At 62.3% G+C, this 26,406-nt stretch carries 27 protein-coding genes and 1 riboswitch; of the genes, 18 read left to right on the top strand and 9 right to left on the bottom strand.

The features are described 5' to 3' along the window. Positions 1–79: 79 nt before the first annotated feature. The gene (locus QP999_RS10650; RefSeq protein ID WP_284848278.1) at positions 80–1,219 is read right to left on the bottom strand and encodes an HNH endonuclease signature motif containing protein; all 1,140 of its coding nucleotides are present in this window, start codon (positions 1,217–1,219) and stop codon (positions 80–82) included. A gap of 332 nt (positions 1,220–1,551) precedes the next feature. On the opposite strand from QP999_RS10650, the gene QP999_RS10645 reads away from it, so the two are divergent. Next, positions 1,552–3,741 (top strand): YhgE/Pip domain-containing protein, encoded by a 2,190-nt coding sequence (locus QP999_RS10645; RefSeq protein ID WP_284848277.1) that lies wholly within the window; start codon positions 1,552–1,554, stop codon positions 3,739–3,741. Here QP999_RS10645 and QP999_RS10640 read toward each other — a convergent pair. The 6 genes from QP999_RS10640 to thiC form a co-directional block, all read right to left on the bottom strand. Next, complete coding sequence (locus QP999_RS10640) at positions 3,738–4,796, bottom strand: ThiF family adenylyltransferase (protein ID WP_143335781.1); 1,059 nt, start codon at positions 4,794–4,796, stop codon at positions 3,738–3,740. The two genes, QP999_RS10645 and QP999_RS10640, sit on opposite strands and share 4 nt — an antisense overlap. A 25-nt stretch (positions 4,797–4,821) precedes the next feature. Continuing rightward, on the bottom strand, positions 4,822–5,601 hold the full coding sequence (locus tag QP999_RS10635; protein WP_284848276.1) for a thiazole synthase: 780 nt from the start codon (positions 5,599–5,601) through the stop codon (positions 4,822–4,824). Beyond that, positions 5,602–5,799 carry a sulfur carrier protein ThiS gene (thiS, locus tag QP999_RS10630; protein WP_284848275.1) on the bottom strand — a complete coding sequence of 66 codons (198 nt, stop codon included), beginning with the start codon at positions 5,797–5,799 and terminating at the stop codon, positions 5,602–5,604. It abuts the gene before it with no gap. Further along, entirely contained in the window at positions 5,796–6,941 is a 1,146-nt protein-coding gene (gene thiO, locus QP999_RS10625; protein ID WP_070533192.1) for a glycine oxidase ThiO, read from the bottom strand. Before thiO ends, thiS begins: the two co-directional genes overlap by 4 nt. Beyond that, the gene (locus QP999_RS10620) at positions 6,938–7,588 is read right to left on the bottom strand and encodes a thiamine phosphate synthase (RefSeq protein ID WP_070533190.1); all 651 of its coding nucleotides are present in this window, start codon (positions 7,586–7,588) and stop codon (positions 6,938–6,940) included. Before QP999_RS10620 ends, thiO begins: the two co-directional genes overlap by 4 nt. Next, on the bottom strand, positions 7,581–9,383 hold the full coding sequence (gene thiC, locus QP999_RS10615) for a phosphomethylpyrimidine synthase ThiC (RefSeq protein ID WP_284848274.1): 1,803 nt from the start codon (positions 9,381–9,383) through the stop codon (positions 7,581–7,583). The genes QP999_RS10620 and thiC overlap by 8 nt, the downstream gene beginning before the upstream one ends. After that, positions 9,379–9,493, bottom strand: a riboswitch (TPP riboswitch). Its footprint overlaps the gene before it by 5 nt. A gap of 173 nt (positions 9,494–9,666) precedes the next feature. Here thiC and rplS point away from each other — a divergent pair. The 9 genes from rplS to QP999_RS10570 all read left to right on the top strand — a co-directional run bounded on the left by rplS (position 9,667) and on the right by QP999_RS10570 (position 16,926). Beyond that, positions 9,667–10,011, top strand: a complete 345-nt coding sequence (gene rplS, locus QP999_RS10610; RefSeq protein WP_070533187.1) for a 50S ribosomal protein L19 — start codon at positions 9,667–9,669, stop codon at positions 10,009–10,011. A gap of 229 nt (positions 10,012–10,240) precedes the next feature. Further along, on the top strand, positions 10,241–10,936 hold the full coding sequence (gene lepB / locus QP999_RS10605) for a signal peptidase I (protein WP_227485687.1): 696 nt from the start codon (positions 10,241–10,243) through the stop codon (positions 10,934–10,936). Further along, positions 10,914–11,615 carry a signal peptidase I gene (gene lepB, locus QP999_RS10600; RefSeq protein WP_284848273.1) on the top strand — a complete coding sequence of 234 codons (702 nt, stop codon included), beginning with the start codon at positions 10,914–10,916 and terminating at the stop codon, positions 11,613–11,615. The genes lepB (QP999_RS10605) and lepB (QP999_RS10600) overlap by 23 nt, the downstream gene beginning before the upstream one ends. Beyond that, positions 11,612–12,262: a ribonuclease HII gene (locus QP999_RS10595; protein ID WP_284848282.1), complete on the top strand. Its 651-nt coding sequence runs from the start codon at positions 11,612–11,614 to the stop codon at positions 12,260–12,262. Before lepB (QP999_RS10600) ends, QP999_RS10595 begins: the two co-directional genes overlap by 4 nt. Positions 12,263–12,349: 87 nt before the next feature. After that, positions 12,350–12,655 carry a DUF2469 domain-containing protein gene (locus QP999_RS10590; RefSeq protein ID WP_005528899.1) on the top strand — a complete coding sequence of 102 codons (306 nt, stop codon included), beginning with the start codon at positions 12,350–12,352 and terminating at the stop codon, positions 12,653–12,655. Between the two features lie 221 nt (positions 12,656–12,876). Further along, positions 12,877–13,314 carry a YraN family protein gene (locus QP999_RS10585; RefSeq protein ID WP_070533178.1) on the top strand — a complete coding sequence of 146 codons (438 nt, stop codon included), beginning with the start codon at positions 12,877–12,879 and terminating at the stop codon, positions 13,312–13,314. Further along, complete coding sequence (locus QP999_RS10580) at positions 13,301–14,824, top strand: YifB family Mg chelatase-like AAA ATPase (RefSeq protein ID WP_070533176.1); 1,524 nt, start codon at positions 13,301–13,303, stop codon at positions 14,822–14,824. The genes QP999_RS10585 and QP999_RS10580 overlap by 14 nt, the downstream gene beginning before the upstream one ends. Next, complete coding sequence (gene dprA, locus QP999_RS10575) at positions 14,821–15,999, top strand: DNA-processing protein DprA (RefSeq protein WP_070686152.1); 1,179 nt, start codon at positions 14,821–14,823, stop codon at positions 15,997–15,999. Before QP999_RS10580 ends, dprA begins: the two co-directional genes overlap by 4 nt. Positions 16,000–16,014: 15 nt before the next feature. Beyond that, positions 16,015–16,926 carry a tyrosine recombinase XerC gene (locus tag QP999_RS10570; RefSeq protein ID WP_143335785.1) on the top strand — a complete coding sequence of 304 codons (912 nt, stop codon included), beginning with the start codon at positions 16,015–16,017 and terminating at the stop codon, positions 16,924–16,926. Here the strand turns inward: QP999_RS10570 and QP999_RS10565 are convergent. Beyond that, positions 16,889–17,395, bottom strand: a complete 507-nt coding sequence (locus tag QP999_RS10565; protein WP_070686156.1) for a M23 family metallopeptidase — start codon at positions 17,393–17,395, stop codon at positions 16,889–16,891. The two genes, QP999_RS10570 and QP999_RS10565, sit on opposite strands and share 38 nt — an antisense overlap. A gap of 393 nt (positions 17,396–17,788) precedes the next feature. Here QP999_RS10565 and rpsB point away from each other — a divergent pair, with 393 nt between their 5' ends. The 5 genes from rpsB to QP999_RS10540 all read left to right on the top strand — a co-directional run bounded on the left by rpsB (position 17,789) and on the right by QP999_RS10540 (position 22,275). Next, positions 17,789–18,616, top strand: a complete 828-nt coding sequence (gene rpsB / locus QP999_RS10560) for a 30S ribosomal protein S2 (protein WP_070533169.1) — start codon at positions 17,789–17,791, stop codon at positions 18,614–18,616. A 254-nt stretch (positions 18,617–18,870) separates the two neighbouring features. Beyond that, entirely contained in the window at positions 18,871–19,683 is an 813-nt protein-coding gene (tsf, locus tag QP999_RS10555; protein WP_144014436.1) for a translation elongation factor Ts, read from the top strand. Positions 19,684–19,927: 244 nt separating this feature from the next. Continuing rightward, positions 19,928–20,665, top strand: coding sequence for a UMP kinase (pyrH, locus tag QP999_RS10550; RefSeq protein ID WP_070533165.1), 738 nt, complete (start codon positions 19,928–19,930; stop codon positions 20,663–20,665). 70 nt (positions 20,666–20,735) lie between these two features. Next, entirely contained in the window at positions 20,736–21,293 is a 558-nt protein-coding gene (frr, locus tag QP999_RS10545) for a ribosome recycling factor (protein WP_070533163.1), read from the top strand. A gap of 127 nt (positions 21,294–21,420) precedes the next feature. Then, positions 21,421–22,275 carry a phosphatidate cytidylyltransferase gene (locus QP999_RS10540; protein ID WP_180952038.1) on the top strand — a complete coding sequence of 285 codons (855 nt, stop codon included), beginning with the start codon at positions 21,421–21,423 and terminating at the stop codon, positions 22,273–22,275. A 3-nt stretch (positions 22,276–22,278) separates the two neighbouring features. On the opposite strand, the gene QP999_RS10535 is transcribed toward QP999_RS10540, so the two are convergent. After that, the gene (locus tag QP999_RS10535) at positions 22,279–22,686 is read right to left on the bottom strand and encodes a LapA family protein (RefSeq protein ID WP_070562827.1); all 408 of its coding nucleotides are present in this window, start codon (positions 22,684–22,686) and stop codon (positions 22,279–22,281) included. A 93-nt stretch (positions 22,687–22,779) separates the two neighbouring features. On the opposite strand from QP999_RS10535, the gene rlmN reads away from it, so the two are divergent. The 3 genes from rlmN (at position 22,780) to QP999_RS10520 (ending at position 26,365) form a co-directional block, all read left to right on the top strand. Then, a complete protein-coding gene (gene rlmN, locus QP999_RS10530) occupies positions 22,780–23,886 on the top strand; it encodes a dual-specificity RNA methyltransferase RlmN (RefSeq protein ID WP_284848272.1) in 1,107 nt (368 codons plus the stop codon). 71 nt (positions 23,887–23,957) lie between these two features. Further along, positions 23,958–24,779 carry an ABC transporter ATP-binding protein gene (locus tag QP999_RS10525; protein ID WP_070533159.1) on the top strand — a complete coding sequence of 274 codons (822 nt, stop codon included), beginning with the start codon at positions 23,958–23,960 and terminating at the stop codon, positions 24,777–24,779. Further along, positions 24,776–26,365: a permease-like membrane multi-spanning protein gene (locus QP999_RS10520; RefSeq protein ID WP_284848271.1), complete on the top strand. Its 1,590-nt coding sequence runs from the start codon at positions 24,776–24,778 to the stop codon at positions 26,363–26,365. Before QP999_RS10525 ends, QP999_RS10520 begins: the two co-directional genes overlap by 4 nt. Positions 26,366–26,406: the final 41 nt, after the last annotated feature.

The following is a 26,406-nucleotide window of genomic DNA, read 5'->3' as shown; positions in this document are numbered from 1 at the left end:
CCTCATGAACGTTGAGGTTTCCGCGTGGCGCCGAGCTGAGTCCGGCGTGTGGACGTGCACGGCTAAGCTGCCGCGAAGATTATCCGGGCGGCGGCGCAATGCTGGGTGGCGATGGGTGTATGTCCGGCGGGTCAGGTGGTTGGCTTGGGGGAGCGCCCGTCGGGCTCGTGGCCTGTCGGTTCAAGGCCTCTTGGTAGGCCGGCTGCGCGGTAATCGGCGTTCCCCAGGGCGGGATGTAATCAACCGGTCCCTTCAGCCGAAAGACATAGCCTCTGCCGGTCGGGCTGGTGGGGTCATCGTCGTTAATGCCGTTGTGGTAGGCACACAGCATGGTGAGGTTGGGCGGATTGGTTTCCCCGCCCGCTTGCCAGGGGACGATGTGGTGGACTTGGCAGTAATCGGCTGGCTTGTTGCAGTCTTCGATCGCGCAGGTGGGGTGCTCCGCGCTGGCCATGATGCGCTGCTCGAGGCTGGCAAAGCGCGAAAGCCGGTGCAGCCACACCGGGCCGATGGTGGGGTGGACCAGAGTGGCGTAGCCAGTCTCGGCGAATTTGTAGGTCAAAAACTCTGCACCGCTCATGCGCCCGCCGTTGGTGAGTTCGAGCTCGATGTCGTCGCCGTCGTGGTGGATGATTTTGTCAAGCTCGTCGAGTGTTATCACGACGTTTGTTCCCACCGCCGGACGGGAGCCAACGCCCTCCTTGAAGAAGACCTGGCGGGTGGCGTCTAGGAGGTCGGTAGGGTTAATGGATTCCAGGGTGCTGCGCATGGTGGAGATGTTGAGCGCGGAATCAGTAACCGTAAGCGAGTATGGACCATTCTTGCGGTAAGTCAGCCGCACCCCTGGTGAAGGCACGCGTTTCGGTTTGAGTTCCTTCACTCGCTGCGCCGCCACTGAAGGCACCCGTTCCGAGGGCACGGAGGCGAGCGCGACGCGCAAATTCCAGACGTCAACCTGCTTCTTCAGCTTCGCGGTGTAGGACTCAATCAGGCTCAGCGTGGCCAGGTCGTGGCCTTGGCGTTGGGCTGCCTGGCGGGCGGTGCGCTGCTTGCCGGTGAAGTGGGTATCGCCGAAATAGATGGCATGAAGCGACGCCAGCTCCGCCGCATCGCCATGCGAGGCACCAAGCGCGCGCAAGCTTTCGGGTGTGCTGGTTGCTGCTTCCACCAGCGCAATCCCCGAGTTGCGAAGGCGGATGTAGGTTTCAATATCCCCCATGTGCACAGAGCCTAAAACAGGCCACGCGGCCCCGCAACCGGAGAAGAAAACGCCCTGCCTACAAGCTGTAAAGGGCAGGGGCTTGCCGGATGAAAGCCCGATTCGAATGCACTTGCCCGCCCGTCACAAGGGAGTGCGGGGTGATGTAATTCAGGTAGTGCGCAGCGCGGCACAACGCGACGAATGGTTATAAGTTCACAATGCCAACTTATTCGGTGGTATGTTTGTTGAAACAAATGACCTAGTGGCCTCGCTCACGTTTGCGTGTCTAGCTTAAAAGGCTGGATAAACGAATAAAAGCGGACCTCAACCATCACGCTAAGGGGGCAGACATGAGCCGTGAGGCTGAATCCAACCGGGAAGCAGACGCGAATAGCGCTTCGCCTGGTCTGGTGAATGAGGGGAGCGCGGCTACCCAGAGCGCGGCAGGCCACGACAGCGAGGCCATGGGGTGGCACCGCGTCCTCGATTGGCGCCCCACCAGTACTTTGTCGCGCGTGCTCATCGTCTTCCTTCTCGTCGCACCCATCGTTATCGCCGGAACCATGATGTGGGCCATGTGGGACCCCTCCAAGTACATGCGCAACATTGACTTGGCGGTGGTGAATGAGGATGCGGGCGTCGAGAAGCAAGGCACCTACACAAACTACGGTGATCAGGTCGTGGAAGGCCTGATGGAGACGCAGTACCTGAACTTTGCCGAGGTCAACAAGGCGGACGGTGATGAGGGTCTGCTCAAGGGCAAGTACCTCATGGTCGTGACCATCCCGAAGAACTTCTCAGAGCAGGCCGTCACCATCATCAGTGATAAACCGGTCAAGCCGGAGATTCACTTCGCCACGAATGATTACTACGGCACGAATGGCTCGGTGATTTCCTCCAGCCTCATCCCGCAGGTGCAGACCAGCGTGGAGAATGCGATTTCCAAGAAGTATGCCGATCAGGTCATCGAGGGGCTGAATAAACTCAGCGATGGCCTGGGAACCGCGGCTGAGGGCGCGGGCCGGCTCGACGAGGGCGCGGGCAAGCTGCAGGAAGGCGGCGGGCGAGCGGTCGAGGGAATTGCCAAGCTGGACGCCGGCGCGGGCGATCTCAACAACGGTACTGGTCAGCTGCTCGACGGCACGACCCGTCTCAACGAGGGCGTGGGGCGCTTGAGCGGTGGTGCCGCGCAGCTGGATGATGGCGCCGCCCAGCTTGCCGACGGCTCCGACAAACTGCTCGCCGGCACCGGCCGCCTGGCGGATGGCGCGGGCCAAATCGATGGGGGCGTCAACCAGCTCACCGGGATGCTCATCCCGGTGCTCAAGCAGGCGCAGGTCGTGGCCCCGGCGCTGCTGCAGCTTGTCGACGTCCTCCGCGGTCTCGGCATGCACCAACAAGCCGATCAACTCTATTCCTTGGTCTCCAAGTTGGACCCAGCAGCCAGCGGAAACATGGTGGCGCAACTGGAGAAGCTCTCCGCCGGCACCGGCCAGCTCTACTACAACCTGTCCGATCCCAATTCGGAGTACCTGGGCGGCATGATGGCGCTCAATGACGGCGCGCACCGCTTGTCCGATGGCTCGCAGCAGTTGCGGGCAGGAGTTGGCGAGCTGAGCAACGGTGCCGCCCAGCTGCAGGACGGAGCATCCCGCCTGCATGAGGGAACCGGCACGTTGAAGGACGGCACGGGCCAGCTGGCCGCCGGCGGCACGGAGCTCAAGGACGGTATGAACCAGCTCAAGGCCGGCTCCAATGAATTGGCCACCAAGCTTGCCGATGGTGCCGCCAAAGCCCCCTCCATCACCCAGCCGGATACGTCGGCGCAGAACATGGCCGTGCCCATCAACTTCACCTCCTCCAACCTCCACCCTGTACAGACGGTGGTCAGCCCGGTCGACCCGACCGAGAAAAACATCACGGGCGGTGCCTCACTGCTCTTCGTGCTGGTCTTTGGGTTCCTCGTCATGCTGCTTCTGGCGATGACGCTGCCGTATTACCTGGGCCGCCGCGGAGAGGCAGCCACTAGCCCGGTGCGCGGCATCCTCGCGGCCTTCGGCGTGGTGGCGGGGCTGAACTTCCTTGTCTTGGCCTTCATGGGTCTGATGTCCTCCACCATGGGCTGGAGCCCCGCCAGCTGGCCGATGATGTTGCTTGTCATCGCAGCGATTGCCGCCGTCGGCGCGGCGACCTACCAGTTCTTCCTCGTAACCTTCGGCCGTAAGATTGGTGCCGTCTTCGCCGTCGGTGCTTTTGCCTTAGGCGTCATGGTTTTCGGCGGCGTGTGGCCGGTGGCGGCGATTCCGCGGCCGCTGAGTTTGTTGCATCCTTTCCACCCGATGTCCTATGCAAAGAATGCCTTTACCCGCGCTACCGACGGTATCCACGATGGCACCTTCTGGGCGGGCATTGCGGTGCTCTTCATCGTGACCGCCCTGGCGTTGGTGGTCTCCTGCGTGGTGTTCCGCGCCCGCCACCACGGCACGGCGCGCATCCTCGATGAGCACCTCTTCCGCAGACCGGCGGTGGCCGGCGCCTAGAAGTCGTGTGCTGCGAGCCCGCCGGGGAGGTTGCGCAGCTCGATGCCCATGTCCGCGGCCAGATCGGCGTAGCGCAGGACAAAGCCAGCGCTGCGCCCGCCAGAGGCGCAGGCCACGTAGACCAGTTCGGAGCCGCAGGCTGAAAGCGCTCGGCGCACGGAATCATCGTCGGTGACCGTATGCCAGGGCAGCGACACCGTGGCACGAGGAAAGGCGGGGTCCTCGGAGATATCAAGGAGGGCAGCGTGGCCGGTGACAAGTTCCGGCGGCAGGATATGCCGGGCAGGTAGGGCAGTAACGAGGGGGCGGTCGGGATCGGCGCCCACCCGCAGCGTGCGGAAGCTTCCGGGGAGCGCGTCGTAGGAGGTTACGCGCCCGATCATGTCTCGATGATCCGGGAGTGCGCCGAGCGTGGCGACCGCCGCGGTGACCATGAGCCCTGCGATCACCGATGTCGTCGCGCCCAGCACCCCGGCCGTCGAGCACTCGAGCGCCTCGCCGCTGGGCGGGGCGGGGAAGAGATCGCGCAAGCCCACCCCGCGCCCGTCGGCGGAGTCTTTCCCGGAGTGCCACAGCGCGGCTTGCCCGCCGTAGCGCAGCACGGTACCCCAGGCCAGCGGGGTAGAGGTGAGCTCGCAGGCATCGGCGACGAGGTATTTCGTGTCGAAGGTATCGGAGCCGTCGAGGACGAGGTCAGCCTCGGAACACAGGTCGAGAACGTTGGAGGAATCGAGGCGTTCCTTAAGAGCGGTGATGGTGAGCTCGGGGGAAATCTCGCGGGCGCGCGCGGCGGCTACTTCCGCCTTGGGCTTGCCGACGTCCCCCGCACCAAACAGTACCTGTCTGTGCAGGTTGCTGATATCGACGGTATCGGAATCGATGAGCGTGGTCCGCCCGATGCCTGCCGCCGCTAGCTGCTGGAGGGCCGGGCAGCCCAGCCCACCGGCGCCCACGACGAGCACGTGCGCGGCATTGAGACGCTCCTGGGCCGCGTCACCGAAGCCGGGCAGGAGGCGCTGGCGAGCGGTGCGGGCGCGTTCGGTCTCGCTGAGCATGATGGCTGTCCTTCTAGGCAGTGGGCTACAGGACTTGGTCGGCCCAGGAGGCTAGGCCCTCGAAGGTGGAGGATGCCTGGGCGTGTTCGCGCTGCGGGATGCGCCCTGCACGTCGGGCTAGGCGGCCGGCTTCGACGGCGTGGCGCATGGCGGTGGCCATGGCCTCGGGATCTTGGCAGCGGTTGACTGCACTAGCGAGGAGGACTCCGGAGCAGCCGAGCTCCATGGCGAGGGCGGCATCGGAGGCGGTGCCGATGCCGGCGTCGACAAGCACGGGCACCGAGGCGCGTGAGCAGATGAGCTCGAGGTTGTGGGGATTGAGGATTCCTAGGCCAGTGCCGATGGGGGCTCCGAGAGGCATGACGGCTGCCGCTCCGGCGTCTTCGAGACGCTGGGCGGCGACAGGATCGTCGCTGGTGTAGGCCAGCACGGTGAAACCTTCGGCGCTCAGGAGCTCGGTAGCGTCGAGGGTTTCCACGACATCGGGCAGCAGTGTATGTTCGTCGGCGATGACCTCGACCTTGACCCACGTTGTGCCCAGTGCCTCGCGGGCCATGCGGGCGGTAAGCACGGCCTCGCGGGCCGTGCGGCAGCCGGCGGTGTTGGGCAGTGGAGCGATGTCCAGGCGGCGCAGCAGATCGAAGATGCTCTCACCGTCACGGGTGCCAGCGTGGCGGCGCATGGCCACGGTGGTCAGCTCGGTCCCGGAGGCGACGAGCGCGCGCTCGAGGGCCTCGTGGCTCGTGGCGCCACCGGTGCCCATGATGAGGTGGGAAGAAAAGGTGGTATCGGCGATGGTGAGCATTTAGCCTCCTTGGACTGCGGTGAGGATTTCCACGGCCGTGCCTTCGTTGAGTGGGGTGGTTTCCCATTGCGAGCGGGGGATGACCTGTTCGGTCACGGCCACCGCGGTGCCGTCGGCGGCAATGCCTTTTTCATCCAGCAGCTGGGCGACGGTATCGGCCGCCGTGTCATAGGGCTGGCCGTTGAGGATGAGGATCATTGTTGCTCCTTGAGGTGTCGCAATGGGTTACAGGCCGCGAGATCGATGCTGGGATCGGTTCCTTCGATGAGCTCGCGGGCACAGCGCGCGGCCAGTGCCGTGAGCAGGATGCCATGGCGGAAATAGCCGGTAGAGATGACGAGCCTCTCGCTGACGCGGCCAAGATAGGGAAGGTCATCCGGAGTGCCGGGGCGAGCCCCCGCGCTGGCCTCGAGGAATTCGCATTCTTCGACGGCGGGAAGGACACGGATGGCGTCGCGAAGCAGTGCGTAGACGCCTCCGGCCTGCGCTGAGGACAGGGAATCCTCGCGGGTCGTAGCGCCGACGGCGAGGGTGCCATCGCCGCGCGGGATGAGGTAGATGGGGCGGTCCTCCACGAAGCCGCGCACCACTCGGGTCAGCAGCGGCTGCAGGTGATCCGGAACCCGCAGGCGCAGGATATCGCCGTACACCGGGCGCAGGTGCAGCGGGGACTGTTCAAGCCCAGCTGAGTCAGCCCACTCGATCTCACGCGCGCCTAGTCCGGCTGCGAGCACAACCTGTTCTGCTTCGAAGTCGCCGACGGCCGTGGTGACCACGCCCGTTGCAGCATCAATCGATTGGGCTGCCGTACGGAAGAAACGTACGCCGAGTCCTTGGGCCGCGCTCAGCAGTGCAGCCGCCCATTGGCGGGGGAAGACCTGCGTGTCGCCCGGGATGCTGACGGCACCGGCCAGACGCGGGGACAGCAATGGTTCCGCGCGCCGGGCTTCACGCACGGTGATGCGCTCGACCTCCATGCCGTGGAGGGATTGATACTCGGCCAGCTCGGTGAGGTGCTGGGCATCCGCGCGATCGGCGGCGACGACGAGCGTTCCCTCGGCACGGTAGCCGGTGGGCACCTCTGTGTGTGCGGCGACCAGATCGATGAGCTCCGGGTACCACGCGCCGGAGGCGCGCATGAGCGGGAAGAGCGGATCCTGCTGGTAGACCACCTCGGCGGCGGGGGCGAGCATGCCGCCGGCGAAGTGGGTAGCCCCGGAGGCTGGTGCCGGATCCAGCACCGTGACCTCGTGGCCCCGCGCGGCCAGTTCCACCGCGGTGGCCAGGCCGATGACGCCCGCGCCGATGATGATGACGGATGAATCAGAGCTAGTACTCATCGCGCACCTTCATCGAAGCCGGACAGCAGCTTGCGGCAATAGGCTTCCGGGTCATCGGCATGCATGATGCCACGCACGACAGCTAGGCCGGCCATGCCGGTTGCCGCAAGATCGGCAGCATCCTCGGCGGTAACATCCCCGATGGCCACGAGCGGTACGCGGGAGAGCTTCACCAAATCCGGGTAGGCATCAAGCCCCAACGGGGTGCGCCCGGAGTCCTTCGTCGGTGTGGCGCGGAACGGGCCGCAGCCGATGTAATCAATCAGGTCTGCTACCTCATTTGCGGCCTCGACCAACTCGCGCGTGCCGGTGGTCAGCCCAATAATCGCGTCCGGCCCCAACAACGCGCGGGCGGCGGCCACAGGCAGATCGTCCTGGCCGATATGCACGCCGTGCACCGGCTCGCCAGCGTGGCGGAGAGCGGCGGCGACGTCCACGCGGTCGTCGATAAGCACGCGCGTTTCTGGGTTGGTCTGCGCCACCGCGCGGGCTACGTCGCGGCCCAAGTAGTAGAGATCGCGGGCCGTAATCGGCTTGGAGCGCACCTGTACCACCCCGGCGCCGCCGCGCGCCGCTGCGGCAGCGATGCGCACGACGTCCTCATGCGAGCCCGCGCCCGTGACGAAGTAGCAGCGAAGATCAGGCATGTGCGGTCTCTTCTTCCTGATAGAGCTGTGAGCCCTGGGCCTTGAACTCCTCCGACATCTGCTTCTCGCCCGCGCGGGCAGCTGCCACGACCTCCGGATCGATGGCTCCCTTACCCGGGAAGCTTGGCATCCCTAGCGAATCGGAGAAGGTATCCCGGATGTCCTGGCTGATGCGCATGGAACAGAACTTCGGCCCGCACATGGAACAGAAATGTGCGGTCTTCGCCGGCTCCGCGGGCAGGGTCTCATCGTGGTAGGCCTGCGCGGTGTCCGGGTCGAGGGAAAGCGCGAACTGATCGTGCCAGCGGAACTCGAAGCGGGCCTTGCTCATCGCATCATCCCAGGCGCGTGCCCCTGGGTGGCCCTTGGCCACATCGGCCGCATGGGCGGCCAGCTTATAGGTGATCACGCCGGTCTTGACATCATCGCGGTTGGGCAGCCCCAAGTGCTCCTTCGGGGTGACGTAGCACAACATGGCCGTTCCTCCCATGGCGATGTGCGCCGCGCCAATGGCAGAGGTGATGTGGTCATAACCCGGCGCAATATCGGTGACCAACGGGCCCAGCGTGTAGAAGGGAGCATCCGAGGCCCAGTCCTGCTCCAGCTCGTTGTTTTCCTGAACCATGTTGAGCGGGACGTGGCCCGGGCCTTCCACCATGACCTGGACGTCATACTCCCAGGCGCGCCGGGTGAGCTCACCGATGGTCTTGAGCTCAGCGAATTGGGCGGTGTCGTTGGCATCCGCCAGCGAGCCGGGGCGCAGGCCATCGCCCAGGGAGAAGGCGACGTCGTAGCGCGCGAAGATCTCACACAGCTCATCGAAGTTCTCGTAGAGGAAGGACTCCTTGTGGTGTGCCAGGCACCAGCCCGCCATGATGGAGCCGCCGCGGGAGACGATGCCGGTGACGCGGTCCGTGGTCAGCGGGATATACGGAAGCAGGACGCCGGCGTGGATGGTCATGTAGTCCACGCCCTGCTCGCACTGCTCGATGACGGTATCGCGGAAAATCTCCCACGTCAGGTCCTCAGCTACGCCGTTGACCTTCTCCAGCGCCTGGTAGATGGGCACGGTGCCGATGGGCACCGGCGAGTTGCGCAGGATCCACTCGCGCGTGGTGTGGATGTCATCGCCGGTGGAGAGATCCATGACGGTATCCGCGCCCCAGCGCGTGGCCCAGCGCAGCTTCGACACCTCTTCCGCAATGGAGGAGGTCACCGCTGAGTTGCCGATATTGGCGTTGATCTTGGTGAGAAACTTCCGCCCGATGATCATCGGCTCCGACTCCGGGTGATTCACGTTATTGGGCAGGATGGCGCGGCCGCGCGCGATTTCGGAGCGCACAAACTCCGGATCGCAGTGCTCGCGCAGGGCCACGAACTCCATCTCCTTGGTGATGATGCCCTGGCGCGCGTAATGCATCTGGGTGACGCGCTTGCCCTCCTTCGCGCGCAGCGGCTGGCGACGCTCCCCCTTCCATTCCTGGGAAGCGGCACCGCGGCGCTCGGCGGAGCGGCCATCATCGGCGAGGTTGCGGGCGCGGCCCTCATACTCGTCGACGTCCCCGCGCTCCGCAATCCACTCAGCGCGTAGCGCCGGCAGACCTACCTCTGGCTCGCACTCCGGGCCGCGGGTGCGGTAGACGCGGAAAGGTTCATTCGGGCCGGAAGGGGAATCATCCAACTGAATCTCGGTCTCGGGTACCTCGAGGCCGTGCTCCCGGATGGGGGAGTAGGAGTGCTTGGGGTGGATCTCGCCGGAGTCAGAATTCTGAATGGGGGTATGGGTAGCCGTCATGGCTGCTCCTCTCTTCCTTCGCTGGTGTTAACCAGACAGGTTCAAACGGTGCAGGCGCGGTATCAGCGCCACTCTCAGCCCACTTCCCGTGGGCACCCGTGGGGTATCAGTGCGCCACCCACCTTAGAGCCCGCAACGAGGAGATGTCAGGCGTTTGGCACAATTTGTTCTGCGGGGGTGGGGTGTGGAAAGATAGCGATGTTCTGTGTAATAGGCACGAACCGGTCAGCCGCCGCGAGGTGGCGCCAGGGTCCTCTGTCTTAAACTGAAAAGGAAAACACCAATGGCAAACCTCATTGACAAGGTTGATGCAGCTTCGCTGCGCGACGATATCCCGTCCTTCCGCCCGGGCGATACCCTTGACGTCAACGTCAAGGTGATCGAGGGCTCCACCGAGCGTACCCAGCTCTTCAAGGGTGTCTGCATCCGCCGCCAGGGCGCTGGCATCCGCGAGACCTTCACCGTGCGTAAGGTTTCCTTCGGCATCGGCGTTGAGCGTACCTTCCCGGTTCACTCCCCGAACATTGCCTCCATCGAGGTAGTCCGCCGCGGCCGCGTTCGCCGCGCCAAGCTGTACTACCTGCGCGACCTGCGCGGCAAGAAGGCCCGCATCAAGGAGCGCCGCTAGTTCTAGCTGCTCTGTAGCCCTCAGCCCTTCGCTTCCACACCGATTCTTGTGGGTAAAGCGGAGGGCTTTGTGCTTTCAGCAGCCTCCGGCCGAGCCGCATACCGGGATGTCGGCGCGCATTGCTAGGATTTAGCCCGTGGAAAAAGAAAACGACATTACTGAAGGTTCCCAGGGCGTGGGGAAAGAGGCGTCGGAAAGCGCAGCACCCCCAGCTGAGGAGAAGAAGCAGATGCCTTGGTTGCTGGAGACCGCACTGGTGGTGGTTTCCGTGCTTGCGGTCGTTGGTGTTTTCCAAAACTTTGTGGGCCGGCAGTACGTCATTCCATCAGGGTCGATGGAGCCGACTTTGCATGGCTGTGAAGGCTGCAATAATGACCGCATTTTTACCGAGAAGGTCTCCTATTACGGCGACAAGAACCCAGAGCCTGGTGATGTCGTGGTGTTCAAGGGAACGCCGGACTGGGACAGGAATTGGGTATCGCCGCGTTCCGACAACCCGGTCATCCACCGCATTCAGGACGCGCTGAGCTACGTTTCGCTCACCCCACCTGATGAGAACACCCTGGTCAAGCGTGTTGTTGCTACCGGTGGCCAGACCGTGTCCTGCCAGGAGGGTGATCCTGCGGTCATGGTGGATGGCAAGCCCATCGAACAGGACTATGTGCAGGACCCGCCGACGTATCGCGTTGATGAGACCACCGGTTCTTACGCCTGTGGCGGCGCGTATTTTGGCCCCGTGACCGTGCCTGAGGGCAATATCTGGGTGATGGGAGATAACCGCACGGCTTCCGCGGACTCGCGCTATCACATGCAGGATCAGTACCAAGGAACGATCCCGCTGGAGAACGTCCGCGGCAAGGTCATGTTCATCTTCTTCCCCTTCAACCGCATTGGTGGAGTCGATGACCCGGACATCCAGTCCTAGGGGGCGCGATGTCCTCACGGCGCTAGCACTCACCTTCGTGGTGCTGGCGCTGATTCAGGCTTGTGTGGGAAGGCTGTATCTCATTCCGTCTTCCTCCATGGAACCCACCCTGCATGGCTGCCCGGGGTGCACGAATGACCGCATCGCCGTGCAGAAGGTGAGCTATTACTTCAGCGATCCGCGCCCCGGAGAGGTTGTTGTCTTTGCCGGTCCTGACTCGTGGAACACGTCTTTTGAGGTCAAGCGGTCCCGCAATGTGTTGGTGCGCGGACTGCAAAACATTGGCGCCGTTGTGGGGTTGGTGCCTAATGGCGACAACATCCTGGTCAAACGCGTCATCGCTACAGGTGGCCAGACCGTGTCGTGTCAGGAAGGGGATCCGGCCGTCATGGTGGATGGCAAGCCCACTAACCAGGACTTCGTTCTGGATCCGCCGGAGATTCCGATTGATGAACGAGTGGGATCGCAAGCCTGTGGCGGCGCCTACTTCGGCCCGGTTACCGTCCCGGAAGGCCATCTGTGGGTGATGGGGGATAACCGCACGAACTCCTTGGATTCGCGCGCGCATCTCGGAGACAACCTGCAGGGCACAGTTCCTGTTGAGAACGTGCGCGGCAAGGTCGCCGCCGTGGTGGTTCCGGTCAGCCGCGCGCAGACTATCGACGACATGCCGTTATAGCCACTATGCGCCGACTGAAACAGAAGAGAACCTATGAGGTCGCGCTCTCCAAGGCAGGGCTCGGTCCAGTTGCAGGGGTGGATGAAGCTGGGCGCGGGGCATGCTGCGGGCCAGTGACCATTGCCGCGTGCATCCTTCCGGACCGCATCCTGCCCGGCTTGGAACGGCTTGATGATTCGAAGAAGCTCACACCGGCGGCCCGGGAAAAGCTGGAGCCGCTGATCAAACGCCGTGCGTTAGCGTGGTCGGTGGTGCACGTGGGCGCGAAGGACATCGATACCTTTGGCATCCAACATGCGAATGTGTCGGGGATGCGCCGGGCGGTGGCACGACTGGGGGTCCGTCCGGGCTACGTGCTAAGCGACGCCCTCTTCGTCCCCGGCCTGCCCACCCCGCAGCTGCCGATCATCGGTGGTGATACCGCCGCGCGATGCATCGCCGCGGCGAGCGTTCTGGCCAAAGTCTCCCGTGACCGACTCATGGTGGACATAGCTAAGCACTACCCGGGCTATGCATTGGAGGCCCACAAGGGCTACGGCACCGCAGCACATCAGGAAGCTATCGCCCGGCTGGGGGCGACGCCGGAGCACCGCATGAGCTATCGCAATGTTGCTGACGCACATGCGCGATTCCTCGCGCGCGCCTGAAGCCTTATTCAGGACGCGGGAACTAAGCTGGTGCTGATTCTGTGACACCGTGAATCCGGGTAATTGTGAGCGAAGGAGAAGCACACCGTGAGCGCTGAGGAACTCGATAACTACGAGGCTGAAGTCGAGCTGTCGCTGTACCGCGAATACCGCGATGTGGTCAGCCAATTCTCCTATGTAGTGGAGACTGAACGTAGGTTTTATCTGGCCAACGCTGTGGAGCTTATTCCGCATACGTCGGGTCCGGACGTCTACTACGAGGTCCGCATGTCTGATGCTTGGGTCTGGGATATGTACCGCTCGGCGCGTTTTGTGCGCTACGTCCGTGTAATCACCTACAAGGACGTCAATATTGAGGAGTTGGACAAGCCGGATTTTGTCCTACCGGAATAGAGCCTTAGGTAAGTGATCTAGATAAAAGTGGGCGGGGGACGCCACGTTGGTGACCCCGGACTAGTTATCCACAGATTTGCGGTGGCGAGGCATTAAGCCCTCGCCACAACGCAGTTAATGGGGTGTTCTGGAAGTGCCGTAAGGGGGTGTGCGGCACGGGAATTGTCTTGTGTCGTGCTTGCGGCGTGTTGTGTACACGTTCAATTCCAAGGAGCACCATAGTGACAAGAAATCTAGCAACCACTTTGCAGTCACCGACAGTGGGCCAGACCATCCGCCCGGCGGAAGCACTGGGGAAAGCGGGGGAGAAATTCGCCGCTGACTTTTATCGTGCGCGCGGGGCGCAGGTCATCGCTGCGAACGTCCACTACCGTGTGGGCGAGCTCGATCTCGTCGTGCGTGAACCCGATGGGACCATTGTCTTTTGCGAAGTAAAAACTCGGGCAAACCGCAACTTCGGCGTCGCGGAAGCGGTAACCCCACGCAAGTTAGCGCGCCTGCGCAAGGCGGCCGCGCAGTGGCTGAGCGCCGCGCGGAGTGAAGGGCAGGCGTTGAGCAAGGTCCGTTTCGACGTCCTCGGGCTGGTAGCCACCGGGGCGAAGTCGGGGGAGGCGTTCGAGGTGGACTACTTCCAGGGAGTCGATCATGGCTCTCGGTAGGTGCGACACGATAGCGCTGGATGGGGTCCTGGCCCGGGTGGTCACGGTGGAGGCCAACGTTGGCCCCGGGCTGCCGGGGGTTCACGTGGTGGGGCTGGGGGATGCCGCAATCTCAGAGTCGCGGGATCGCATCCGTACTGCGGTAAGCAATTCGCACTTGCCGTGGCCCAAGACGAAGGTGGTGGTGTCCATGTCACCGGCCTCGCTGCCTAAAGCAGGGGCGCACTTTGATCTCCCGATGGCCTTGGCAATTCTAGGAGCAGGCCAGGCGGAGAAGAGTCGCCTTAGCAGGGCGCTGGTTCTTGGTGAGCTGGGGTTGGACGGGCAGGTACGCCCGGTCTCCGGCATCATCCCGGCCATTCTGGCTGCGCGTTCACAGGGCTATGACACCCTGATCATTCCGGTGGGAAACGCTGCGGAAGCAGCATTGGTGTCCGGCATCACTGTACTCGTGGCCGAAACGCTGTGGGATGCTTTTGCGTGGGCGTGTGGGAATGATTGCCTGCCGGACGCGCACCTCATTGCACATGCAGCAGCGCCTGCGTGCGAGCAAGTCGCCGATTTCAGCGAGGTGGCAGGCCAGAAGGAAGCCAAGTGGGCGGCGGAAGTTGCCGCTGCCGGCGGCCACCACGTGATGATGGTGGGTCCACCCGGCTCCGGTAAGTCGATGATTGCCTCGCGCTTGCCGGGGATTCTGCCGCGCCTGAGCACAGAGCAAGCAGTGGAAGCCACGGCCATCCACTCGGTGGCGGGAGCCGTCGGCACCGCTATCTCGCGGGCTCCGTTCATTGCGCCGCACGCTTCGGTAACGAGGGCCGCGCTGATCGGTGGCGGCTCAGGGCGCCCACGGCCAGGAGCAGTGAGCTTGGCGCACCATGGCGTGCTCTTCCTCGACGAGGTCAGTGAGGTGCCTGCGCAGGTACTCGATAGTTTGCGCGCCCCCTTGGAAGAAGGACAGGTGCGCCTGACGCGGGCGAGCCGGGAGGTTATCTTCCCCGCCCAATTCCAACTAGTGCTGGCTGCAAATCCCTGCCGGTGTGGAGCCGAAGAACCGGCGCGTTGCGAGTGCCGAGTATCAGACAGGATGAATTACTTATCCAATCTGTCGGGGCCGCTGCGGGACCGCCTCGACATCATCGTGTCCCTGTCGGGGCAATCAGCGGTGCTCCAAGCGGAAGGTGAAGAGACCTCTGAGGTCATCGCTCAGCGCGTGGCCGCAGCCCGGGAACGCATGAAGGCGCGCTGGGAGGGCGACGGGTTGGGAAGCGTGGTCAATGGAGCAGTTCCGGCTTCATATTTGCGGCGCCACCGCCCAGCAGCGGAGTCTGCGATGATCATGCTCGCCGCCTACCTGGCGGAAGGGGAGCTGAGCCAGCGCGGGGTCGACCGTGTTCTGCGCCTAGCCTGGACGCTGGCAGACCTCGACGGCTCATCTCGCCCTGAGCTCGAGCACGTCAGCCGGGCGCTGGATCTCCGCGGGGCTGGGACGATCGAAAGGCTGGCGGCATGAGTGAGCTCAATCTATCGAGTAGCCGGCATACGTGGGCCTATCTCAATCGCGTGGTGGAGGGTCCTTCACCAACTCTTCACGGGCTGTTGACCCAATACTCGGCTGAGGAGATTGCTCGGGGAATCTACAAAGGAGAGGATTGGATTGGGCCCTTGCGGCAAGCCACGGCTTCGCGGCGTGAGTGGCTGCGGCAAGACGAAGACTTGGCTGTAGCGGAAGCGGAAGGCGCTCGGCTCATTACGCCCGCGGACGCTGAGTGGCCCGGGGAAGAGTTCTCCCGTGCCTTCGGTTTCTATCACCAAGGGGTGGTTGATGCCCCGGCAACGTTTGATGACCAAGCAGTTCCACCGCACAGTCTGTGGGTACGCGGTGGAAACCTGCGCGAAGCGGTATCTCAATCTGTGGCCCTCGTGGGCACGCGCGCGGTGAGCAGGTATGGCTGGGAGGCTGCGTCACTCTTAGCGGGTGGCCTTGCGGCTCATCAATGGACAGCGGTGTCCGGCGGAGCGGTAGGCGTTGATACGGCGGTCCATGAAGCAGCCCTCGATGCGGGCGGACTGACCGTCGCTGTGGCGGCCTGCGGCATCGATATTTCTTACCCAGCGCGAAATGCGAAACTCTTTGACAGAATCGCCGAGAAAGGATGCATCGTGTCTGAATTCGCGCCGGGCACGCGGCCACAGCGATTCCGCTTCTTATCCCGCAACCGTCTCGTGGCGGCGATGACGAGTGGCACTGTGGTGGTTGAAGCGGGGTTCCGCTCTGGTGCTCTTAACACGCTGAATTGGGCGGAAGCGCTGGGCAGGGTTGCCATGGCCGTACCGGGGCCAATCACGACATCTGGTTCCTTGGGGTGTCATCAACGAATTCAGGATGGGCGGGCCCAATTGGTGGCGTCTGCGGATGAAGTTCGGGGGTTGGTCGGCAAAGCAGGGGAGGTAGATGTGGTGGGGCAGTATGAGCTCGAGTTTCAGCCGACTGCTGTGCAGCGCCTGTCCCGTAATGAGCTTCGGGTGTATGACTCCACTCCACCGGAAAGCGCGGAGGAAGGCGCGAGCGCTGAGGACATCGCGGCGGCCGCGGGAATGCGGGTGGCGTTGACCATTCACCTTCTCGTGGCGATGCAGAAGATGGGGGTGATTACTCGCTCGGGGGCGATGTGGCAGCGCACCTGAGTACACTCATGAGACATGAGTGGTGCAAGTGGTAGCGGTGAGCGGCACGTGGGCGGACAGCTGGACGAGGCGATCGAAGATTTCGCGGAATACCAGCGCATCGTCCGCGGCCGTTCCGATGCGACCGTTCGCGGCTATTGCTCCGACCTGCGCTTGCTGGCGACGGAGGTCCCGGACTTCTCAGCGTTCACATTGAATTCCCTGCGCGAATGGTTAGCCCACGCCGTTTCCGAAGGCAAGTCCCGCTCCACACTGGCGCGCCGCACCGCCGCGGTGCGTGCTTTTTCCACATGGGCTGCGCGTGAAGGCTATTTAAAAACTGATGTGGCGCAGCGTTTGGCCACGCCAAAGGTGGGCAAACACTTGCCGACGGTGATGTCGCCTTCAGCGGCGGGGGAGCTGATGGGCAATGCCGTCTCCGCCGATGAGATCCATTTCCTGCGTGATAGTGCCATGCTCGAATTCCTCTACGCCACCGGTGCGCGCGTGGCTGAGCTCGTCGGTCTCAACATCGGGGATATCGATGTGTCCCGGCGTACTGCCCGCGTCACAGGTAAGGGCAATAAACAGCGCGTCGTCCCGTTCGGGGATGCAGCTCACGATGCGCTTTGTGCCTGGTTGGAAACGGGCCGTCCCCAGCTTGCGGGTGATACGGACGCGGTGTTCGTGGGGACCCGCGGCGGGCGTATCGACCCCCGCCAAGTCCGCCGTGTTGTCGAGCGCGCCGCGCAAGTGACGGGAACGCCGGGTTTGACCCCGCACGGATTGCGTCACTCGGCGGCAACGCATCTGCTCGAGGGCGGAGCGGATTTGCGTATTGTCCAGGAGCTGCTCGGGCACTCTTCATTACAGACCACGCAGGTCTACACGCACGTCTCCGCCCAGCGGCTTAAGGACGTCTACGCCCGCGCCCACCCACGGGCTTGAGGCGAATGACAGGTTCCCCAAGCAAATCCAGCGGATTGATGTAATCCTCGCGTCCTTCAATCGCGCCCCAATGCAGTCCCGGATAGCCGTCCACGGACGGAGCGAGGGTGCCAATCACGTCTCCTTCCTGTACCCGGTCACCTTTCTTGACTCTCGCAAACACTGGTTGATAGGTCGTGCGCAGGCCGTTTCCATGAGCAATTGATAGGGCCGGTTTGCCCGCGATCGAACCGGCGAAGTATACGACGCCATCGCCGGCCGCGAGGACCACCCCGCCGACAGGCAGGTCTAGATCGACACCGCGGTGGCCCGCCATCCAGCGCTTTTCGGGAGGCTCGAAGCCGCGCAAAACACGCGAAGCAACGGGTTCCCCGGTGGTGGGGTCGACGTAAGCGGCGGCTAGGGGGACGTCGACAAGCGCGGCCCAAGCACACAGCAAGACGGATACATAAAGAAGACGGTGACGCATGCCTCCAAGCCTGCGCGCTGACGCCACTTCAGAGAAGAGGCGCAGCCGCTGTTGTGGATAACCTGTTAAAGAAGAGGCCACTGTTGCGGCAGGGGAGAAGACCGTAGAGTCATCAACAATCCTGCTGAGATAAAACAAGCCCGTCGTTTGGAATCACCGTGTGTGCAGTACTAAGCTAGCCCACAGCAGTCTGTGCTCAGGCCTAAAGGCTGGTGCATGGATTGACTACGCGCGGCGAAGCAGCCGCTTCCTGGGTTAAGGAAGAGGCAGTCTGTGGTTGACGTGGTCCCCGCAATAGTGGGGTGTTGACCAGGGCCTTCGTTGCTAGGGTGCGGAATAAAACACCGCACAATTTTTGCAAAACCGAAACAACATATAGAAAGCGAGCGAAACATGGCAGTCGTAACCATGCGCGAGCTCCTCGACGCTGGCGTCCACTTCGGTCACCAGACCCGTCGCTGGAACCCGAAGATGAAGCGCTTCATCTTCACCGACCGTAACGGCATCTACATCATCGACCTGCAGCAGACGCTGACCTACATCGATGAGGCCTTCGAGTTCGTTAAGGAAACCGTCGCACACGGCGGCACCATCCTCTTCGTTGGTACCAAGAAGCAGGCTCAGGAAGCCGTTGCTGAAGAGGCAACCCGCGTGGGAATGCCCTACGTTAACCACCGCTGGCTCGGCGGTATGCTCACCAACTTCCAGACTGTCTCCAAGCGCCTGAAGCGCATGAAGGAGCTGCAGGCTATGGATGCGGCTGAGGACGGCTACAAGGGCCGCACCAAGAAGGAAGTTCTGATGCTGACCCGTGAGCGCACCAAGCTGGAGCGCGTCCTGGGCGGTATCTCCGACATGACCAAGGCTCCGTCCGCACTGTGGATCGTTGACACCAACAAGGAGCACATCGCGGTCAAGGAAGCTCAGAAGCTTAACATCCCGGTCGTCGCCATCCTGGACACCAACTGTGATCCGGATGAGGTTGACTTCCCGATTCCGGGTAACGACGACGCCATCCGCGCTACCAAGCTGCTCTCCGGTATCATCGCCACCGCTGTGGAAGAGGGCAAGAAGGCTCGCGAGGAGCGCCAGCTGGCTCAGGCCAAGGAGGCCGCCGGCGACAGCGCTGAGAAGGACGCCCGCGACGCCGCTGAGGCCGCCGCTGCGTCTGACCCGGCTTCCGCAGAGAAGTCTGAGGACGCTGAGAAGTCCGCAGAGTAATCTGCACACCTTAAGCCCCCGTACCGCACGGCCCACAGTGTCCGCGGCGATGGGGGCTTTTTCTCACGTGTTTTCTTAGCGTGCTAAGACGCGTGGCACATTAAAGGGTTGAAAACACCACGCTGAAGGTCTTCAGATTCTTCGCTGGGGGAGCTGGCGAAAAACTAGCACCCCCTCAACGCGACGTGGTGGTAGTGATTCCGCTACGCTGTTTCAACGAATACCGTTCAATTCCAAGGAGGATCGCTCCAACTATGGCGAACTACACTGCTGCAGACGTAAAGGCATTGCGTGAGGCCACCGGCTCCGGCATGCTCGATTGCAAGAAGGCTCTCGAAGAGTCCCAGGGTGACTACGACAAGGCCGTTGAATACCTGCGCATCAAGGGCGCAAAGAACGTGTCCAAGCGCGCCGAGCGTGAGGCCACCGAGGGCCTGATCGCCGTTTCCGGCAACACGATGGTCGAGATCAACTGTGAGACCGACTTCGTGGCTAAGAACGAGGCTTTCAAGGCTTTTGCCGCCAAGATCGCTGAGGCTGCCGGTGAGGCCAAGGTCAACTCCGGTGAGGAGCTCAACAACCTGGAGATCGACGGCAAGAAGGTCTCTGAGATCGTTGACGAAGAGTCCGCAAAGACCGGCGAGAAGCTGCAGGCCCGCCGCGCAATCACCATCGAGGGCGACAACGTTGCTGTCTACCTGCACCAGCGTTCCGCTGACCTGCCGCCGGCAGTGGGTGTCCTGGTCTCCTACGAGGGCAACGCAGAAGGCGCTCACGCAGTGGCACTGCAGATTGCGGCCATGAACGCCGAGTACCTCACCCGCGAGGACGTTCCGGCTGAGGTCGTTGAGAAGGAGCGCGAGATCGCTGAGGCCACCACCCGCGAGGAGGGCAAGCCGGAGGCAGCCCTGCCGAAGATCGTGGAAGGCCGTCTCAATGGCTTCTACAAGTCTGTGGTTCTGCTTGAGCAGGCAGCTCTGTCTGACTCCAAGAAGACCGTCAAGCAGGTCGCAGACGAGGCCGGCACCACCATCACCGGTTTCATCCGCTACGAGGTTGGCGCTTAAGCTTTACTAGAGCTTTCGTAGCTAGGGAGTATTGCTCCGTAGCTGCGGTTTCTCCCTCCTCCTCTTCATCCCTGTGGCCGCCTGGCCGGTGGGGAAGAAGCGGGGGAGGGAGTTTGCTGTTTTCTGCCGCCCCTTAGGGTGGGGGTTGTGCGCAGCTGAATATATAAGAGCGGCTTCCTATGGTTAAGATGGAACGGAATTATTCGTGCGCTTAACTGAAGCGTCGCCATGCGTGAAGGAGACGATGAAGACCGTGACTAACCCTGAACCGAAGCGAACCGGATACAAGCGAGTCATGCTGAAGCTGGGCGGTGAGATGTTCGGCGGTGGCAAGGTCGGCATCGATCCTGATGTTGTAGAAAACGTCGCCCGCCAAATCGCCGAGGTGGCCGAACAAGGAACTGAGATTGCCGTCGTTATCGGTGGCGGTAACTTCTTCCGCGGAGCGGAGCTGTCCCAGCGCGGTATGGACCGCGCTCGCTCCGACTACATGGGCATGCTGGGTACAGTCATGAACTCCCTGGCGCTGCAGGACTTCCTCAAGCAGCAGGGCATCGACTGCCGTGTGCAGACGTCCATCAACATGGCACAGATTGCGGAGCCGTATCTGCCGCTGCGCGCCGACCGCCACCTAGAAAAGGGGCGCGTGGTTATCTTTGGCGCCGGCATGGGCATGCCGTACTTCTCCACCGACACCACCGCAGCGCAGCGCGCGCTGGAGATTGGTGCAGAAGTCCTCTTCCTGGCCAAGGCTGTCGACGGCGTCTATTCCGCCGACCCGCGCACGAATCCGGACGCGGAGCTCTACTCCGAGATCACCCCGCGCGAGGTCATCGAGAAGAACCTCAAGGTGGCTGATGCTACGGCGTTCAGCCTGTGCATGGATAATAATATGCCGATTCTGGTCTTCAACCTCCTTACCGAGGGCAATATCAAGCGCGCCGTGAACGGCGAGAAGATCGGCACGCTGGTCCAGTCTTAGTACAAACGGGCCGCGACCTGCTACATTCTTTCCCAGTACTTTTGACTATTTCAAGGGAGTTGTAACCCTCATGATCGACGAGATTCAGCTCGAAGCTGAAGAGCACATGACCGCCTCGGTGGAGCACGCCCGCGAGCAGCTGATCACCATCCGCACCGGCCGCGCCAACCCAGCCATGTTTAACGGCTTGGTCGCTGAGTACTACGGTGTGCCGACCCCGATTACCCAGATGGCAACCATCTCGGTTCCTGAGCCGCGCATGCTGCTCATCAAGCCTTATGAGCAGTCCGTGATGAATGAGATTGAGAACGCAATCCGCAACTCGGATCTCGGTGTGAACCCGACTAATGATGGTCAGGTGCTGCGCGTTACTATTCCGCAGCTGACTGAGGAACGCCGCCGTGAGATGGTCAAGCTGGCTAAGAGCAAGGGTGAGGACGGCAAGATTGCTATCCGTAACATTCGCCGCCGTGCCATGGAGCAGCTGAAGAAGCTGCAGAAGGACGGCGATGCTGGCGAGGACGAGGTCATCGCTGCAGAGAAGGAAATGGAAAAGATTACTTCCGGCTACATCGAGCAGGTGGACAAGCTCGTCGCCAATAAGGAAGAGGAGCTCATGGAGGTGTAGCCTCCACACACGAGCTTTGACTTGCCGCCGCGCCAGGCACCGACCAGCACGGCGGTCTTTTCTGTGTAGAGCTTAAGCACCCACGACTACCTGAGGAGCATGCGTGAGCACTGAGCACCCGAGCCGGATGCCTAAACCCAAGAATTCCGCGGGCCGAGACATGCCTGCGGCGATTGCCGTCGGCGTCGGCTTGGGCGCGCTCGTCGTTTTTGCGGTGTGGGCCGGGCCTTTGGTGTGGTATCTCGTCGTCGCCACCGCAGTGGGCTTGGGCATGTGGGAGGTTCTCACCCGGTTGCGGGAGCACTCCTACTATGTCCCGCGCACCCTGCTGATCGTTCTTGGCCAAGCCATGGTGTGGGTCTCGTGGTTCCTCAACGCCCCGGGCCTCGTTGCGGTGTATGTGGTTGCGGTTCTGGCGCTCATGTTCGGGCGCCTCTTCCACAACGGCAGGCACCGTCCGCCAATTAACTATCTCCGTGATATGTCGATGGGCATCTTCGTGCTGACCTGGATACCCCTCTTTGGCACGTTTGCCGCGATGCTTTCGCGGGTGGAGACGCCCTTTGCTTCGGGGGCGGCGTCGATTGTCGTGTTTATGCTCTGTGTCGTCGCCTCAGACACCGGTGGCTTTATCGCCGGCGTCATGTTCGGTTCGCATCCCATGGCACCGGCTGTAAGCCCCAAAAAATCATGGGAAGGATTTGCCGGCTCTGTCGTTTTCGGCACCCTTACCGGTGCGCTATCTTTCGCATTCCTTCTTCACCACAAGCCGTGGGTGGGCGCACTGATGGGATTGGGTCTTGTCTTTTGCGCCACCCTCGGTGACTTGGTGGAATCCCAGTTCAAGCGCGAGCTAGGCATCAAGGACATGTCTGCCTTGTTGCCGGGACACGGCGGCATCATGGACCGCTTGGACGGCATGCTGCCGTCCGCGATGGTGACGTGGGTGGCAATGAGCTTCCTTACCACCCTCGCACCTTAAGGCTTAGCGGCGAGCTTGCTTGCGCACCTGGCGGCGTAGCTCGAACATGCGCCAGCCGCCTACTAGGGCCATGATGAGCGCACCGGAGATGGCGCAGATGAGGTAGGTGACGCCGGCAGGGAACTGGACGGTCCAGTTAAGGAAGTTGAGCGGTACCTGGTGCTGGTTCTGCAGGATGAAAATGATGAGGACGATAAGCAGTAGGAAGCCCACGATCAGGGCGATCCACGTGCTGGCTGCGAAGGAGCCCTTCACCTTGCCATCATTTTTCTCCGCATAGTCCGAAGTTGTCGGAACCGGCTCTACTGGCCCTTCGGTCGCGGGGGCTTCCGCGGTGTAATCATTCAGCGGCTCCTCGGCCGGAGTGGTGGAGGGGCGGAATTCCTCGGGGGAGTTTTCTGGATTCGTCATGCATCCATTAAATAGGTTGAGATGTCACTTTCGCCACTCCAGCAGAGTTTAGATTGGATAATGTGGCCGAAAACGTGGAAAATGGGCTCTACCATGGCTGAACCACTGAAACTGAATTTCTCCGCTCCGCGCCGCGGGCTACCCCCGAAGCACTTCGCGGACCTGACCGAGGCCGAGCGCATTGAGGCGCTCGCGGAACTTGGCCTGCCCAAGTTCCGGGCAAAGCAGCTGGCCAAGCACTACTACGTCCACCACACCGCCGATGTTTCTGAGATGACGGATATCCCGGCCGCCGCCCGCGAGGCGGTGCAGGAGCGTTTGTTCCCCACGCTCATGCAGCCCATTCGTCAGACCTCCACCGACGACGGGGAAACCACCAAGTCCCTGTGGCGCTTGCACGACGGCACCTTGCTGGAATCCGTGCTCATGCGTTACCCAGGGCGTGCCACCTTGTGTATCTCCTCCCAGGCTGGCTGCGGCATGGCCTGCCCGTTCTGCGCCACCGGCCAGGGCGGGTTGGACCGCAACCTGTCCACCGCGGAAATCGTGGAGCAGTTTAGGCACGCCGCTCGCCTCATGGAAGAGGAAGGCGGTCGCTTGAGCAACGTTGTTTTCATGGGCATGGGAGAGCCGCTGGCTAACTACAAGCGCGTGGTTCACGCGGTGCGCCAGATTACCGGCTCTGAACTCACAGGCTTCGGCCTGTCCCAGCGCAATGTCACGGTATCGACGGTCGGCTTGGCCCCGGCCATCCGCAAGCTCGCAGATGAGGATCTGTCCTGCACCCTCGCAGTCTCCCTGCACACCCCGGACGATGAACTGCGCGATACCCTCGTGCCGGTTAACAACCGCTGGCCGGTTGAGGAGGTACTTGATGCCGCTAAGTACTACGCCGACAAGTCTGGCCGCCGCGTCTCCATCGAGTACGCGCTGATCCGCGATAAGAATGATCAGGATTTCCGCGCTGACATGTTGGGCCGGAAGCTGCATGCGGCTCTGGGCTCCAAGGTTCACGTCAATGTGATCCCGCTGAACCCCACGCCGGGCTCGGAGTGGGATGCTGCCCCGAAGGCGCGCCAGGACGAGTTCGTTCGCCGCGTCATCGCGCAGGGCGTGCCGTGCACCGTGCGCGATACCAAGGGCGATGAAATTGCTGCGGCCTGTGGCCAGCTCGCCGCCGACGAGCGTGAGAGCGCTTAAGAGCTCTGCTTACAGTTTCCTAACAATAGTTTCGCCGGAGGAGAAAGCATTAATGGTTCTTGATACCGTTAATGCTTATGACTCATCCTTATCGCGAGGACTTAGCGGCAGATCCACGCACCCAAGCTTTAGCGGTGCGCGATCTGCGCAAGTCTTTTGGTTCTCAGATTGCCGTCAACAGCCTCAACCTGGATGTACCGCGCGGATCCATCTACGGGATAGTGGGGCCGAATGGCGCGGGCAAGACCACGATGCTGACCATGGCGTGTGGCCTCCAGCGCCCTGATGCCGGCCACAGCTTCATCGCCGGCCACAACGTGTGGGAAGAGCCCATCCCCGCCAAACAGGCCATGGGGCTGCTCATGGATGGGGCGCCGGTCTTTGACCGTCTCACTGGCGCTGAATACCTTCACTACCTCGGCGCCCTTCACAAGTTGGAGCGCTCCGAGTCGCTGCGCCGTGCGCAGGAGCTTCTCGACGCCCTCTCCCTCTCCGAGGCCGCCGATAAACGCATCGCGGACTATTCCGCCGGCATGACCAAAAAGATTCTCCTGGCCGGGGCCGTCCTGCACAACCCGGAGGTGCTTATCCTTGACGAGCCTCTGGAAGCCGTGGATCCGGTCTCCGGGCGCCTCATCCAGCAGATGCTGCGCGCCTATGCCTCCCGCGGCGGCACGGTTATTTTGTCCTCACACGTCATGGAGCTCGTCGAGGGGCTGTGCGACCACGTCGCCATCATCAACGGCGGCCAAGTCATCACCGCGGGTCACGTCGACGATGTCCGCCAGGGCCAAAGCCTGAGCGATCTCTTTATCGCGGCCGTCGGCGGGCGGGACCTGGATGCCTCGAAGTTTGGGTGGCTGCGTTCGCCAGCGGCAGGTGACGCTGAATGACATCCACTCTGTTCAGCCTTCATCGCACTCTGTGGTGGCGAAGCGTTTCCTCCAACCCGGCGACGCTCATGATGGGGCTCATGATGCTGATTTACGGAGCAATCGGCCTCTTTTCCATCGCAGCCATGGTGTATGCAGATATCACCACGCCCGGACACGGCTACCAAGCACTGACCGTCGGCGTGGCGGGCGGCATGCTCATCTACGTACTCCTCGCTCTCTTTATGCCGGCGGGAGAGAATCAATTGAGCCCGACAACCCTGGGCGCACTTCCGTTGACTCCCCGCGAGGTCCTTCCGGGGCTGTTCTTCTCCGGTCTGCTGACCACCCGCGCCATCATGTCGGTCGTCTTTTCCCTGGTGTATGCGATCATCGGCAGCATTTTCCTCATCCTGACAGGAACCGGGTGGGCTGCGGTGCCCTTCGTCGTGGGCATGGTGCTGTCGTGCGCGACGACCATCATCGTTGGCGAATGTCTTGGCCAAGTGGCTTCCGCTATCGCGGATTCCCAAAAGTCGCGCACCCAAATTGCGGCGATGGTGGTTATGGGCCTGCTGGTCTTTGGCATGCTGCAGGCACAGAGCGTCCTCGAGTCCTTGCCTCCGCTCGATTCGGTGGGCACCATCATGGCCTGGACCCCGTTGGGTGCCGGGGTGGGGTGGGCGCTCGCGCTTGCCGACGGCCACCTCATCACCGCCCTATCCCAACTCTTGATCGCGGTGGCCAGCCTTGTCCTGCTGGTATGGGCGTGGTCCCGTCAGATAGGCGGCCTCATGCGCAACCCCGGAACAGGCGGTGACGCAGCCAGCGAAGTGACGGGCAAGGGTGTGTCCAAGTTGGAGTTGGGCGCCTGGTCTTATTCCAGCCCGGCGGCGATGGAATACTCTCGCGCACTGCGTTATCTCACCCGCGATAAGCGGCAAACCGGCATGCTCTACACGATGCCTTTGTTTGGCGTGCTGACCCTATATCAGTTGTGGAAGGGCGATGATTTCACCGCCTATTTCATGCTGTGCTTCAGCGCGATCGTGCTCTCTTCGCTCTTGGCTAATGATTATGGCTTCGATGGGCCATCGAATTGGGTCCACATGGTGGCGCCGGTTGCTCCGCGCACCATCCTTCATGCGCGCCACCTCGCACACGTGACTATTCCTTTGATTGGGTTTGTTTCTCTTGCCGTAGTGGTTCTTGTCTTTAGTGAGAACTTCACTTTGGGCTTGTTGTGCACAGCTGTGGCTCTAGGCGTGTTCATTTCCACGGCGGCGGTGGGCTTGGGACTGACCGTGCTTAACCCTTATCCCTTGTCAGCCCCGGGACAGAACCGGTGGAATGACAAATCCGGCTATTCCGCTGGCGCTTTCTTCACGGCGTTCGTCGGCATGATGCTGGTGTGGGTGCCCGCGCTTCCCGGCATCGTGGTTTCTGCCCTCAGCTATGAGCGCGGCGGCTGGCTGCTGTACGCCGCTGTGATAGTTTCTCTGCTGGTTCCGTCACTTGTCTACGCTGCTGTCTGGCGCTTCGCCGGAAAGAGGGCGCAGGAGCGAACCCCGGAGATTTACGCCACGGTAAACCGTTACGTGAGCTAGGGGGGAAAACAGATAGAACAAAAGCTCCCTTCCATGTGCAG

The organism is Corynebacterium sp. MSK004 (genome assembly GCF_030232515.1).
Taxonomy (GTDB): Bacteria; Actinomycetota; Actinomycetes; order Mycobacteriales; family Mycobacteriaceae; genus Corynebacterium; species Corynebacterium hesseae.
Note: the sequence above shows the minus strand (reverse complement) of the source record. Positions and strands in the feature narration are given on the sequence as shown.

Bases quoted from the DNA above. Each gene is read 5' to 3' on its own strand.
- frr (WP_070533163.1), top strand. From the start codon at position 20,736: ATGATCGACGAGATTCAGCTCGAAGCTGAAGAGCACATGACCGCCTCG.
- QP999_RS10650 (WP_284848278.1), bottom strand. From the start codon at position 1,219: ATGGGGGATATTGAAACCTACATCCGCCTTCGCAACTCGGGGATTGCG.
- thiC (WP_284848274.1), bottom strand. From the start codon at position 9,383: ATGACGGCTACCCATACCCCCATTCAGAATTCTGACTCCGGCGAGATC.
- thiS (WP_284848275.1), bottom strand. From the start codon at position 5,799: ATGATCCTCATCCTCAACGGCCAGCCCTATGACACGGCGGCCGATACC.
- QP999_RS10570 (WP_143335785.1), top strand. From the start codon at position 16,015: ATGAGTGGTGCAAGTGGTAGCGGTGAGCGGCACGTGGGCGGACAGCTG.
- QP999_RS10620 (WP_070533190.1), bottom strand. From the start codon at position 7,588: ATGCCTGATCTTCGCTGCTACTTCGTCACGGGCGCGGGCTCGCATGAG.
- lepB (WP_227485687.1), top strand. From the start codon at position 10,241: ATGCCTTGGTTGCTGGAGACCGCACTGGTGGTGGTTTCCGTGCTTGCG.
- rplS (WP_070533187.1), top strand. From the start codon at position 9,667: ATGGCAAACCTCATTGACAAGGTTGATGCAGCTTCGCTGCGCGACGAT.
- QP999_RS10540 (WP_180952038.1), top strand. From the start codon at position 21,421: ATGCCTAAACCCAAGAATTCCGCGGGCCGAGACATGCCTGCGGCGATT.
- QP999_RS10565 (WP_070686156.1), bottom strand. From the start codon at position 17,395: ATGCGTCACCGTCTTCTTTATGTATCCGTCTTGCTGTGTGCTTGGGCC.
- QP999_RS10640 (WP_143335781.1), bottom strand. From the start codon at position 4,796: ATGCTCAGCGAGACCGAACGCGCCCGCACCGCTCGCCAGCGCCTCCTG.
- QP999_RS10525 (WP_070533159.1), top strand. From the start codon at position 23,958: ATGCTTATGACTCATCCTTATCGCGAGGACTTAGCGGCAGATCCACGC.
- QP999_RS10645 (WP_284848277.1), top strand. From the start codon at position 1,552: ATGAGCCGTGAGGCTGAATCCAACCGGGAAGCAGACGCGAATAGCGCT.
- QP999_RS10580 (WP_070533176.1), top strand. From the start codon at position 13,301: ATGGCTCTCGGTAGGTGCGACACGATAGCGCTGGATGGGGTCCTGGCC.
- rlmN (WP_284848272.1), top strand. From the start codon at position 22,780: ATGGCTGAACCACTGAAACTGAATTTCTCCGCTCCGCGCCGCGGGCTA.
- QP999_RS10520 (WP_284848271.1), top strand. From the start codon at position 24,776: ATGACATCCACTCTGTTCAGCCTTCATCGCACTCTGTGGTGGCGAAGC.
- dprA (WP_070686152.1), top strand. From the start codon at position 14,821: ATGAGTGAGCTCAATCTATCGAGTAGCCGGCATACGTGGGCCTATCTC.
- rpsB (WP_070533169.1), top strand. From the start codon at position 17,789: ATGGCAGTCGTAACCATGCGCGAGCTCCTCGACGCTGGCGTCCACTTC.
- QP999_RS10635 (WP_284848276.1), bottom strand. From the start codon at position 5,601: ATGCTCACCATCGCCGATACCACCTTTTCTTCCCACCTCATCATGGGC.
- pyrH (WP_070533165.1), top strand. From the start codon at position 19,928: ATGAAGACCGTGACTAACCCTGAACCGAAGCGAACCGGATACAAGCGA.
- QP999_RS10535 (WP_070562827.1), bottom strand. From the start codon at position 22,686: ATGACGAATCCAGAAAACTCCCCCGAGGAATTCCGCCCCTCCACCACT.
- tsf (WP_144014436.1), top strand. From the start codon at position 18,871: ATGGCGAACTACACTGCTGCAGACGTAAAGGCATTGCGTGAGGCCACC.
- thiO (WP_070533192.1), bottom strand. From the start codon at position 6,941: ATGAGTACTAGCTCTGATTCATCCGTCATCATCATCGGCGCGGGCGTC.
- lepB (WP_284848273.1), top strand. From the start codon at position 10,914: ATGACCCGGACATCCAGTCCTAGGGGGCGCGATGTCCTCACGGCGCTA.